We start from the raw sequence: 12,119 nt of genomic DNA on the forward strand, positions 1-12,119 counted from the left end.
TCCAGAGCCGTAGGTGCTACAAAACCATTCACATTCGTGCCCCCTGGGACACATCGAGGATACACGCTGAGCGTTACCTGCCCATCATTCAACATGGACAGGAGAGACAGCAATGAATTCCGAGATCAATTTCCAGCGCCGCCGCTTCTTCGGCATTGCCGCAATGACGGTTGCCGCCGTCGAATTCGGTGCGGCAGGCCTGGCGTACGCCAAAGGCGAACCCGCTTCGACTCAACCCTCAGCGCCAAGCGGTGGAGCCACCTCCTTTGGCGCCCTGAAGCAGGTCAAGGCGGGCGTCCTCAATGTCGGTTATGCCGAAGCTGGCCCCGCAGATGGCCCTGTCGCGCTGCTGCTGCACGGCTGGCCGTATGACATCTACAGCTATGTCGATGTCGCGCCCATCCTTGCTTCGGCAGGATATCGGGTGCTTGTCCCCTATCTGCGCGGATATGGCACGACCCGTTTTCTCTCGGACGAAACCGCGCGCAACGGGCAGCAGGCAGCACTTGCTGTCGACATGATCGCCTTTCTCGACGCGCTCGGCGTCAAACAGGCCATAGTGGCTGGATACGACTGGGGCGCGCGCACTGCCGACATCATGGCGGCACTCTGGCCAGAGCGTTGCACGGGCCTCGTGTCGGTGAGCGGTTACCTTATCGGCAGTCAGGAAATCAACAGGAAGCCGCTTCCGCCCAAGGCGGAACTCTCCTGGTGGTACCAGTTCTATTTCGCGACTGAACGCGGCCGTGCGGGCTATGCCGCAAACACCCGCGACTTCGTTCGCCTGATCTGGCAGACGGCATCTCCGAACTGGAAATTCAGCGACGAGACCTTTGATCGTTCCGCTCCCGCATTCGACAACCCCGACCATGTGGCGATCACTATCCACAATTACCGCTGGCGGCTGGCACTGGCCGAAGGCGAAGCCAAATATGATGATTACGAGCGCCAGCTTGCAAAACTTCCGGTCATCACCGTTCCGACGATAACGCTGGAAGGTGACGCCAATGGCGCGCCGCATCCGGACCCTTCCGCCTATGCATCGAAGTTTTCCGGCAAGTACCAGCACCGCAATATCAGCGGCGGGATCGGTCATAACCTTGCGCAGGAGGCGCCGGAGGCATTTGCCAAGGCGGTTCTCGACGTCGCAAAGCTTTAGGCTTGCCGAAGCCCGCGAACCGTTGTCTTACTGCCTGTGACAGCGGATGACGCGGTAGCGGGCCACTTGAACCGTCCGGACGACGAAGGCACCCAATGGAACATATCGATCACATTCTTGTCGTTGACGACGACAGGGAAATCCGGGAACTGGTCTCCAGCTACCTGAAGAAGAACGGCTTGCGCACCACCGTTGCGGCCGACGGACGACAGATGAGAAGTTTTCTCGATGGCAACGCCGTCGATCTGATCGTGCTCGACGTGATGATGCCCGGCGATGACGGGCTGGTTCTCTGCCGAGAGTTGCGGGCCGGCAAGCACAAGGCCACGCCGGTGCTGATGCTGACCGCACGCGATGACGAGATGGATCGGATCATCGGGCTCGAAATGGGCGCCGACGACTATCTGTCGAAACCCTTCGCGGCCCGGGAGCTTCTCGCACGCATCAAGGCCATCCTGCGCCGCACCCGAATGCTGCCTCCCAATCTGCAGATCAGCGAGGCGGGGCAGCTCCTGACCTTTGGTGAGTGGCGTCTCGACACGGTGGGCCGCCACCTGCTCGACAGGGAGGGCACGACAGTGGCCCTGAGCGGCGCTGAATACCGGCTTCTGAGGGTCTTCATCGATCATCCCCAGCGCGTCCTCAACCGCGATCAGCTCTTGAACCTCACCCAAGGGCGCGATGCCGAGATCTTCGACCGGTCGATCGATCTTCTCGTGAGCCGCGTGCGCCAGCGGCTGGGGGATGATGCGCGGGAACCTACCTACATCAAGACGGTGCGGGCGGAAGGTTATGTCTTTTCGGTACCGGTGGAGATTTCGGAGCCAAGGACATGAACCGCCGGCACCTGCTCGCCGGCTGGTGGCCACGCTCGTTGCGGTCCAGGCTCTTTCTCATCCTGTTCGCCGGCCTTGCCATTGCCTATGGCCTGTCGTTCAGCATCCTTTTTGCCGAACGATACATGTCGGCCAAGGCAGTCATGCTCGGCACCCTGGAACAGGACCTTGCGGTTTCGATTGCCATCGTCGACCGCCTGCCTGCTGGGGAACGGACCGACTGGGTCAATCGTCTCAGCCGCAGCAACTATCAACTCGTCCTCGGCCCCGGCCTTCCCGGCGTTTCCGACATGTCCGGACGCGGCGCGGAAATCGCGCAGAGGATCGAGGAAGCCGTGGGACACAGGTTTCCCGTCAGGGTCGAGTCCATTCCCGGCGACGGCAAGAGGCTTCAGGCACATCTGACGTTATCCGACGGCTCGCCGTTGACGATCGATGTCACCCCACGCGGCGTGATGCCTTTGGCGGAATGGCTGCCTTATGTTTTCGCTGCGCAAATGGTGGTTCTCCTGCTGTTGACCTGGCTTGCGGTGCGGCAAACGACCCGGCCCCTCAGCGCGCTTGCGGCGGCAGCGGAAGCGCTCGATCCGGGCGAGAAGGGTTTGCCGATGAGCGAGAACGGCCCAAGCGAAGTTGCCCATGCCGCCCGCGCTTTCAACGCCATGCGTGATCGCGTCGCGCAATATCTCGAAGAACGCGTCCAGATTCTGGCGGCGATCTCGCACGACCTGCAGACGCCCATCACCCGCATGCGATTGCGGGCCGATATGGCCGACGATACGCCGGAAAAGGAAAAACTGGTAAGCGACCTGCGTGAAATCGAACGCCTCGTGCAGGACGGGATCGCTTATGCACGCAGCGCTCACGGCAATGGCGAGAAAGCATCGCGGATCGACCTGGCTTCCTTCATCGACAGCATCGCATACGACTATCAGGATACCGGAAAGGCCGTCACGGTCTCCGGCATCGTCCGCGGCACGGCGTCGACCAAACCGCATGCATTGCGCAGAATATTGACGAACTTCATAGATAACGCCCTCAAATTCGCCGGTGGTGCCGAAATCACGGTGGACCGGCGCGCTGAAGGCGCCGTGGTCATAACCGTGCTGGATCGCGGACCGGGTATTCCTGACCAGATGCTGCAAAATGCCATGCAGCCCTTCTTCCGAATTGAAACGTCGAGGAACCGCGACACAGGCGGAACAGGTCTCGGACTTGCAATCGCGCAACAGCTCGCCGGAACGATCGGCGGCTCGGTGCGCCTCTATAACAGGCAGGGTGGCGGGCTCGCGGCCGAAGTGACCTTTCCCTGAAGGAAGGCGGCCGATGATACTGTCGGCCGCTACGTTTCGATACAGTTTCGCAATTTCCAGAAACATGCCGGATACGCTGATCCGTCACAACGCTCCTATCAGAAGACGCCGCAGCAGCGGCACAATGAAAGGAGCCTCCCATGACCAAGATCGAGACTGTTCTTTATACCGGCAAGACCCACACGACCGGCGGCCGTGACGGATCGGCGCAGAGCGACGACGGTGCGCTCGGCATCAAGCTCTCGCCTCCGGGCAGCGGCAAGCCGGGTACGAATCCCGAGCAGCTCTTTGCCGCCGGCTGGTCGGCATGTTTTATCGGCGCCATGACAAAGGCGGCGGCAAAACACCAGCTCCGGCTTCCGGCCGATACCGCCGTCGATGCGGAAGTCGATCTCGGCACGACGGGCAGTGAGTTCTTCCTGCAGGCTCGTCTGTCGATCAGCCTGCCCGGTATCGACCGCGCCGCCGCGCGGGCCATCATCGAGGATGCTCACCAGATCTGCCCATATTCGAAGGCAACCAGAGGCAATATCGATGTTTCGCTCAAGCTCGCTTAAGCCTGTTGTCTCCGCCCGTGCACTCGTCATCGCCGTCGTGTTTGCGGCGATATTTGCGGCGCCGTGCATCTATGACGCAACATCCAATGAAGCCTCGCCGCTTGCAGGGTTTCTGGGCGTCGTTTCAGCAATGTAGAGCATAGGGAAACGGCTCGGGGCCCGCCGCAGCCGTTTCCGCTTTTGCCCGTTCGCGCTCCACGCGGAGCATATCAGACGTGCCCCGGCGGTGACCGGCTTCACCAAATCCCCTTTCCAATCTTGAATGAGGTCAGATCCATGCGATCGATTGAACACATCTATGTCGACGGTAAATTTGTACTGCCTGACGGCAAAGAACGTCTGGAACTTTTCAATCCGGCAACGGAAGAGAAAATCGGCGATGTCCGGCTTGGCAACGCTGATGATGTCAATGCTGCGGTGACCGCCGCAAAACGGGCGTTCCCCGCAATGGCTTCATCCAGCAAGGCAGAGCGCATCGATATGCTGCGGAGCTTGCGCGACGCGATTTCAGCGCAACCGGACGCACTCGCCCAAGCCATGACCGAGGAGTATGGAGCACCGACCTATTTTACGGCCTTCTCGGTTCAAAACACCGCGTCGATTTTCGATGTGATGGCTGAAACCGTGGCAAAGTATGACTTCGACCGGGTTGCAGGCAAAAGCATGGTCAATATGCTGCCGCGCGGCGTTATGGCCGCGATAACCCCGTGGAACAGCAATTTCGGATTCATCGCCACGAAGCTCGCACATGCGATCGGATCCGGTTCGACCCTTGTCATCAAGCCGGCCGAGCAGAGCGCGTGCCAGACGGATATCCTCGTCAGAAGACTGCATCAGGCCGGGCTGCCGGCAGGGATCCTCAACGTCGTCAACGGCACGGGTCCGGTGGTCGGCGCGGCACTGACGCAACATCCCGACGTGGCAACCATCAGCTTTACGGGTTCGACCCAGGCAGCGAAAATCATTCAACGCGCTGCAATCGACGGCATGAAGAGAGTGATACTGGAGCTGGGAGGTAAAGCGCCCACCATCATCCTGCCGGATGCCGATCTCGACAAGGCAATCCCTGTCGCCCTGATGTCAGGCTTTGCAAATAGCGGCCAGGCTTGCGTCGCGGGCACCCGCATCCTCGCACCACGCTCCCGACTCGGCGAAATTTCCGAGCGACTGAGGACGCAGACTGAAAAAATCAAGGTCGGGGATGGCCGTGATCCGGAGGTTCAGATCGGGCCGCTCGCCAGCCTTGCCCAGTGGGAGAGGATTCAGGCCTATATCCGGCTTGGTGTCGAAGAAGGCGCCACGCTCCTGACGGGCGGAGCGGGGCGACCGGCTGGATTTGAAAAAGGATGGTTCGCCCGCCCGACAATCTTTGCCGATGTCAGGAATGACATGCGCATCGCGCGTGAAGAAATCTTCGGTCCTGTCCTATGCCTTCTCGCCTATGACGATGAAGATGAGGCCGTCGCGATCGCCAATGACAGCGATTATGGACTGCAGGCCTATGTGCTGGGATCCGACCTCCGGCATGCCGAGCGAATAGCGGCAAGGCTGTTGGCTGGTCGTGTCGTGATCAACGGCGCTCCCCATGATCCCCGCGCGCCCTTCGGAGGCTTCAAAAAATCCGGTATCGGCAGGGAAATCGGCGCCTTCGGCCTCGACGGCATGCTCGAACCGCGCGCCATTCTGACGCCATAACCCCAAAGGTCCAGCGCGTCGCCAACTTCCGAAGGGCTTTGTATCCGCAAGTATCAGCCGGACGAAATGCAACGTTGGGTGACGCAAAAGCGGGTCAAGGGAAACAGCCGGGATACGATCAACGCATACCAGTTTCCGACGCGAAATGGTCGCGAAACCCATCAAATGGAGATAAAAATGACCGACATCTTCACCCCTGCAAAAAGAGGCGCGGCAACCGCCATCGCCCTTGGGTCTGCAATGGCTGTCCTCATCGCCTTCACGCCCGCTCTTGCTGTCGAGAGCGGCAAGCCGCTCCAATCCGACACCGCAGCCGGCGATGACGGCATCCGGCCGTTCCAGATCCATGTTGATCAATCACAGATTGACGACCTGAAGACCAGGATCAGAAATTCACGCTGGCCGGACAAGGAAACCGTGGGCGATATCTCCCAGGGCATTCAGCTGGCGCGGGTTCAGGACCTCGTTCAATATTGGGGCAGCGATTATGACTGGCGGAAAGCCGAGAAAGAACTGAACGCATTGCCGCAGTTCATCACCAGGATCGATGGCGTCGACATTCACTTCATTCACGTCCGCTCGCGCCATCCCAACGCCCTGCCTGTCATCCTCACCCATGGCTGGCCAGGTTCCATCTTCGAATTCACGAAGGTTATCGGCCCGCTGACGGATCCGACCGCTTACGGCGGCAAGGCAGAAGACGCATTCGACGTGATCATTCCCTCCATCCCCGGTTACGGTTTTTCGGGCCACCCGACCGATCTCGGCTGGGGACCGGAGCGCGTCGCTCACGCATGGGATACCCTTGTGAAACGACTGGGCTACACTCGTTATGTCTCCCAGGGCGGCGACCATGGTTCGGTCATTTCCGATGCGCTCGCACGCCAGGCTCCAAAGGGTCTGCTTGGCATTCACCTCAATATGCCGGCCACGGTTCCCGGAGCGCTGATGAAGGGTATCAACAGCGGTGATCCCGCACCGGCGGATCTGTCGACGCCCGAACGAAATGCCTATAATGCGCTGCAGGAATTTTTCGGCCGGAACGCGGCCTATGGCGCGATGATGGTGACACGACCTCAGACGATCGGATATTCACTCTCCGATTCCCCCAGCGGCCTTGCATCGTTCATCTATGAGAAGTTCGTGCAGTGGAGCGACAGCAATGGCGAGCCCGAAAACGTGCTTTCCAGAGACGAAATGCTCAGTGACATCACGCTCTACTGGTTGACCAACAGCGGCGCGTCCGGCGCGCGCTTCTACTGGGAAAACAACAATAACAACTTCAGCGCGGACGCCCAGAAGACCCGGGACATCAAAATCCCCGTCGGCATCACGGTTTTCCCGAAAGAAATCTATCAGGCACCCGAGAGCTGGAGCAGGCAGGCCTATCCGTCACTCACCTATTATCATCAGGTGGATCACGGCGGACACTTCGCCGCCTGGGAGCAGCCCGAGATTTTCTCCCGTGAGATTCGGGAGGCTTTCAGAAAGCTGCGCTGAGAGCCGTTACGTTGGAAGCGCGACCCCCAGGCCGCGCTTCATCGCGATATTGCCCGGTTTAGCCCTGGGATTTCAGCAGTAAAAAAGGCCGTCCCTCGACACAGATCGAGGAACGGCTTTCCCTATATGAGGCAGAGACGTTTCAGGCCGCAACGGCGATCCGTCCGGCCATCCATTGATCCAGCGACGAGCGCAGCATTGATCCGGGAACGGCGTCAGTGGAGGCAATCGCGATCAGGTGTTTTGCGGCGTCGATTGCCATCGCGCATCCGATCGGCAGGCGATTATCTTCGCAGAACTCGTTCAAAACCTTGCGGATCGACAGAAGCGATACTGCTTCGTTGGTCATATCGGATCTCCACCTTGATAGCGACGCTACGCCAATGGATGGAGAGGTGTTGTGTCCGGAGTTTTCCAAAGAGGGCTGGAAATGGTACCGGGATGTAGCTTGACCGTTTTCAGATACAATAAGCTACTGCCGACGATGGCGACCGAACGGTCCGGTCTGCAATTCGGTTTCGTAACTTGACTGAGCGGGCCCCCGCCCGGCTTCGACCCGATTTTCCGCATCGGCCTGGCGGGGGAGAGGAAGCTCAAGCTGAATATTCTCCATCTCGGGCAGGCTTGCGATGCCGTCACGAAGGGCAAGGTCTTCATAAGATGGCTTGAACGGCATCGAAATCTCCTGCTTACGAGAAATTGGCCACCACCCGCTTCTGCAGGTAGCGGCCGTTTACACGATCAGCCCTTCACGAAGGCCAGCAGATCGGGATTGATGATGTCGGCATGGATTGTCAGCATGCCATGCGGATAACCCTTGTAAACCTTCAGCGTGCCGTTTTTCAGAAGCTTGACTGACAATTCGGCCGAATCTGCGATCGGCACGACCTGGTCGTCATCGCCGTGGAGAACGAGCGTCGGCACCGTGATCGCCTTGAGGTCTTCCGTCTGATCGGTTTCCGAGAACGCCTTGACCCCGTCATAATGGGCCTTGGCACTGCCCATCATGCCCTGACGCCACCAGTTCTGGATGACACCGGGATAGATTTTGGCATCCGGCCGGTTGAAACCGTAGAACGGACCGGCCGGCACGTCGAGGAAAAACTGCGCGCGGTTCTCGGCCACGCCCTTGCGGAAGCTGTCGAAGACTTCGATGGGCAGGCCGCCGGGATTGGAAGGCGTCGTCAGCATCAGCGGCGGAACGGCGGAGACGAGCACGGCCTTGGCAACACGACCCTGCGGCTCGCCGAATTTGGCGACATAGCGCGCGACCTCACCGCCGCCCGTCGAGTGACCGATGTGGACCGCATTCCTGAGATCGAGGTGTTCGGCAACGGCGGACGCATCGGCGGCATAATGATCCATGTCGTGGCCGTCGCTCACCTGCTGCGAACGGCCGTGGCCGCGGCGATCATGCGCCACGACGCGGTAACCATTCTGGACGAAGAACAGCATCTGCGCATCCCAGTCGTCTGAGGACAGCGGCCAGCCGTGATGGAACACGATCGGCTGGGCGTCCTTCGGACCCCAGTCCTTGAAATAGATTTCGACGCCGTCCTTGGTCTTTACGAATGACTCGGTCATTGGGAATGTTCCTTCGTTGCGGGATGGGATGGATTTTGAAAATGCGAGCGACGGCATGGCCATCGCAGTGGAAAGCGCGGCGCCGGCCAGCAGGACATGCCGTCTGGAAATTGCGAGCTCTATGGGATTGTCGGTCATTTCGTTTTCCTGCTCGACTTCAGCGCGCGCGGCGGGTGGTTTCGAACAGGAACCAGGTGCGGCGCTCCGTCTCATCGATCCAGCTTTCAATCAGGCTGGTGGTGGCGTGGTCATTGAGATCGGAGGTCAGACTGTGCGTTTGCCGCAGGATGGCGGTCAGTTGCTTGTTGTCCTCGCGAAGTTCGGCCAGCATGTCTTCCGGCGTGACGAAGTCGGCGTCGTTGTCGAGGAGACGCTTGACGCGGGCGATATGACCGATGGAGCGGATGGTCGTACCGCCGATCTTGCGCGCCCTTTCGGCGATGTCGTCGGTCATTGCAAAGATCTGGGCGCCCTGCTCGTCCAGCAGCGTGTGATAGTCCCGGAAATGCGGTCCGGAAACATGCCAGTGGAAATTCTTGGTCTTGATGTAGAGCGTGAAAACATCCGCCAGCAGCGCGGTCAGCGCAGCGGAGATTTCGCGGCTCGCTTCAGGGCCGAGATCGGTTGGCGTTGCGAGTGGAAGCTTGCGGTTTTTGGCAGCTGTGGTCGTGTCCATGATCGTTCTCCTTTGGCAATCGACCGCTCGTTGTTGAGCGCCCCTGTTGCGGCTGTCTGATCGGCAGCGAGAATAGGGAGAAGGATGGTTCAGGAGAAATCGGCTGCTGGTACAGTCCACCCGATACCTAAGTGTAGTTTCGGCAAGGCCTGGCCTGCGATAATTTCTGCCTGTCGCCCCGCCCCAGGGCGATTGGCTCGCAGAAGCCAGAAACTCCGGTGTCCCCCTCCCCCGGAGCCGCGGATCTCCCTCCCGATCCGCCAAGGCCGCCCCCGCCGCAGGAGGCGGCCTTTTTTCGTTTCGGCCTCGGGAACGGAGGCAACCTATGCCTGAGTATTATGTTTACCCCTTCGCAGTTGCGTTAGCGTCACTCAGCATGAGTATCGTCAATCGGCACAATCGAAGGAACCTCTGACATGGCAGAAGAACGGCCGGAAGGTATTGAAAAATACGATCACCCAGCCGGTGGCTGGGATGCATTGAAGGCCGTGGCGAAGACGCTCGCGCATCAGCATATCATCGCGCAGGGCACCATGACGCTGCTCAAGGCCAATCAGCCCGAGGGTTTCGACTGTCCCGGCTGCGCCTGGCCCGATCCCAAACACACCTCATCCTTTGAGTTCTGCGAAAACGGCGCCAAGGCCATTACCTGGGAATCGACCGCGAAACGATCCGGACCGGAGTTCTTCGCGCAGCATACGGTTTCCGAACTGTGGCAGTGGACGGATCACAAGCTTGAGGATGCCGGCCGGCTGACCCTTCCCCTGCATTACAATGCTACGAGCGATCGCTACGAGCCCATCGCCTGGGACGACGCCTTCCGCCTGATAGCGCAGGAATTGAACAAGCTCGACGATCCCGACCAGGCGGAATTCTATACTTCCGGCCGGGCCTCCAACGAGGCCGCGTTTCTCTATCAGCTTTTTGTGCGCGCCTATGGGACGAACAATTTCCCTGACTGTTCCAACATGTGCCACGAGGCCACCAGCGTCGGGCTTCCGAAATCCATCGGCGTCGGCAAAGGCACGGTGACGCTGGAGGATTTCGATCTTGCCGATGCAATCTTCAGCTTCGGCCATAATCCCGGCACCAACCATCCCCGGATGATGACGACGCTGCACAATGCCGCCAAGCGCGGTGTCCCGATCATCGTCTTCAATCCGTTGAAGGAACGGGCGCTGGAACGCTTCGCCGCACCACAGGACCCGGTCGAAATGGCGACGCTGTCCTCGACGCCCATCGCCTCCGCCTACCATCAGCTCCGCACCGGCGGTGATCTCGCCGCCCTCAAGGGCATCATGAAGGCGGTGTTCGAGCTGGATGCAGAAAGCCTGAAGAAGGGTGGCGCCGGCGTGCTCGATAGAGCCTTCATCGAAGAGCATACGGCCGGTCTTGAGGCGCTGCGTGCCGATATCGACGCCACTTCCTGGGATATCATCTCATCCGTCAGCGGACTGACGAAAGAGGCGCTTGAAAGCGCTGCGCGGATTTATGTGAAGGCCTCGAACGTCATCATCTGTTACGGCATGGGCATCACGCAGCACGCCAAGGGCACCGGCAATGTGCAGCAGATCGCAAACCTGCTGCTGCTGCGCGGCAATATGGGCCGCCCGGGCGCGGGCATTGCACCCATTCGCGGCCATTCCAACGTGCAGGGAGACCGCACCGTCGGCATTACCGAAATCCCGAACAAACCCCTGTTGGATGGCATGGAGCGCGCTTTCGGTTTTCGGCCGCCTGCGGAAAAGGGACATAATGCCATCGAAGCCATCGAGGCGATCATTGCCGGGAAATCCAGGGCGCTCATCTGCCTTGGCGGAAACCTCGCCGTCGCCATGTCGGATACGGCAGCGACCTTCGAGGGCATGCGCAAACTCGATCTCGTCGTTCACATTGCGACAAAACTCAACCGCTCGCATCTTCTGACGGCCAGAACATCGCTGATCCTGCCATGCTTCGGACGCACCGATCTGGACACGCAGGCCTCAGGCCCGCAGGCGGTGACCGTCGAAGATTCGATGTCGATGGTGCATGCCTCGCGCGGTTTCCTCACCCCGCCGGGAGAGCTTGTAAGATCGGAGCCAGCCATCATCGCCGCTATTGCCAAAGCGACCATCGGCAACCGTTACGGAATTGACTGGGATTGGCTGATTGCCGATTACGACCGCATCCGCGGCAAGATCGAAGAGGTCTTTCCCGATTTCAGGGATTTCAACAGCCGGGTCCGGGTGAAAGGCGGTTTCCGCCTCGATGTCGCGGCGTCCTATCGTCGCTGGAATACGGAGAGCGGCAAGGCCAATTTCCTCGTCGCCACGGGGCTTGAGGAAGATCCGCTCATCTCCAATCCGGACGCGCTCGTCCTGACGACCATCCGCAGCCACGATCAATACAATACGACGATCTACGGCATGGATGACCGTTATCGCGGCGTCTTCGGGCGCAGGGACATTATCTTCATGAACCGGCACGACCTTGCCGAGCGTGGCCTGAAGGATGGCGACCGCATCGACATTCACGGCATCGGCGCAGAAAGCGCGGACAGACACCTCGTGCAGGGTTTTACGGCCGTCGAATACAATATCCCAAAGGGTTCGGCGGCCGGCTATTATCCGGAGATGAATGCAGTGGTGGCGCTTGGCCATTATGATCGCCTTTCCGGAACGCCATCCTACAAGGGTGTTCCGATCACCATAAGCGCGGCGGCGACCTGAAGAGCGGCTTTCCGCTGCCCCGAGTCAAATTCACGGAAACCTCACCACCGGCCATTTTGCGTGGCCTGTGGATGAGCGATCGTACATG

Annotated in this window: 11 protein-coding genes; 7 read left to right on the forward strand and 4 right to left on the reverse strand. The window is 59.8% G+C overall.

Annotated elements, in window-relative coordinates; all coding sequences use genetic code 11:
- Positions 1-112 precede the first annotated feature (112 nt).
- The 6 genes from GSF67_RS15170 (at position 113) to GSF67_RS15195 (ending at position 7,060) form a co-directional block, all read left to right on the forward strand.
- Positions 113-1,159, forward strand: a complete 1,047-nt coding sequence (locus GSF67_RS15170; RefSeq protein WP_006311425.1) for an alpha/beta fold hydrolase — start codon at positions 113-115, stop codon at positions 1,157-1,159.
- A gap of 95 nt (positions 1,160-1,254) precedes the next feature.
- Positions 1,255-1,995 carry a response regulator gene (locus tag GSF67_RS15175; protein WP_006311424.1) on the forward strand — a complete coding sequence of 247 codons (741 nt, stop codon included), beginning with the start codon at positions 1,255-1,257 and terminating at the stop codon, positions 1,993-1,995.
- Positions 1,992-3,308, forward strand: coding sequence for a HAMP domain-containing sensor histidine kinase (locus GSF67_RS15180; protein ID WP_006311423.1), 1,317 nt, complete (start codon positions 1,992-1,994; stop codon positions 3,306-3,308). Before GSF67_RS15175 ends, GSF67_RS15180 begins: the two co-directional genes overlap by 4 nt.
- Positions 3,309-3,448: 140 nt before the next feature.
- The gene (locus GSF67_RS15185; RefSeq protein ID WP_006311422.1) at positions 3,449-3,865 is read left to right on the forward strand and encodes an organic hydroperoxide resistance protein; all 417 of its coding nucleotides are present in this window, start codon (positions 3,449-3,451) and stop codon (positions 3,863-3,865) included.
- A gap of 276 nt (positions 3,866-4,141) precedes the next feature.
- A complete protein-coding gene (locus tag GSF67_RS15190; protein ID WP_006311420.1) occupies positions 4,142-5,560 on the forward strand; it encodes an aldehyde dehydrogenase family protein in 1,419 nt (472 codons plus the stop codon).
- Between the two features lie 177 nt (positions 5,561-5,737).
- Entirely contained in the window at positions 5,738-7,060 is a 1,323-nt protein-coding gene (locus GSF67_RS15195) for an epoxide hydrolase family protein (RefSeq protein WP_035214794.1), read from the forward strand.
- Between the two features lie 142 nt (positions 7,061-7,202).
- Here GSF67_RS15195 and GSF67_RS15200 read toward each other — a convergent pair whose 3' ends face one another.
- The 4 genes from GSF67_RS15200 to GSF67_RS15215 form a co-directional block, all read right to left on the reverse strand.
- Complete coding sequence (locus GSF67_RS15200) at positions 7,203-7,409, reverse strand: hypothetical protein (protein WP_006311418.1); 207 nt, start codon at positions 7,407-7,409, stop codon at positions 7,203-7,205.
- 123 nt (positions 7,410-7,532) lie between these two features.
- Positions 7,533-7,736, reverse strand: a complete 204-nt coding sequence (locus GSF67_RS15205; protein ID WP_006311412.1) for a hypothetical protein — start codon at positions 7,734-7,736, stop codon at positions 7,533-7,535.
- A gap of 65 nt (positions 7,737-7,801) precedes the next feature.
- Positions 7,802-8,782, reverse strand: a complete 981-nt coding sequence (locus GSF67_RS15210) for an alpha/beta fold hydrolase (protein ID WP_006311411.1) — start codon at positions 8,780-8,782, stop codon at positions 7,802-7,804.
- A gap of 19 nt (positions 8,783-8,801) precedes the next feature.
- Positions 8,802-9,320 carry a Dps family protein gene (locus GSF67_RS15215; RefSeq protein ID WP_006311410.1) on the reverse strand — a complete coding sequence of 173 codons (519 nt, stop codon included), beginning with the start codon at positions 9,318-9,320 and terminating at the stop codon, positions 8,802-8,804.
- A gap of 416 nt (positions 9,321-9,736) precedes the next feature.
- Between GSF67_RS15215 and GSF67_RS15220 the strand changes: the two genes are divergently transcribed.
- Complete coding sequence (locus tag GSF67_RS15220; RefSeq protein ID WP_006311409.1) at positions 9,737-12,031, forward strand: FdhF/YdeP family oxidoreductase; 2,295 nt, start codon at positions 9,737-9,739, stop codon at positions 12,029-12,031.
- Positions 12,032-12,119: the final 88 nt, after the last annotated feature.

The sequence above is a fragment of the Agrobacterium sp. CGMCC 11546 genome (genome assembly GCF_013365515.1).
Classification (GTDB): domain Bacteria; phylum Pseudomonadota; class Alphaproteobacteria; order Rhizobiales; family Rhizobiaceae; genus Agrobacterium; species Agrobacterium fabrum.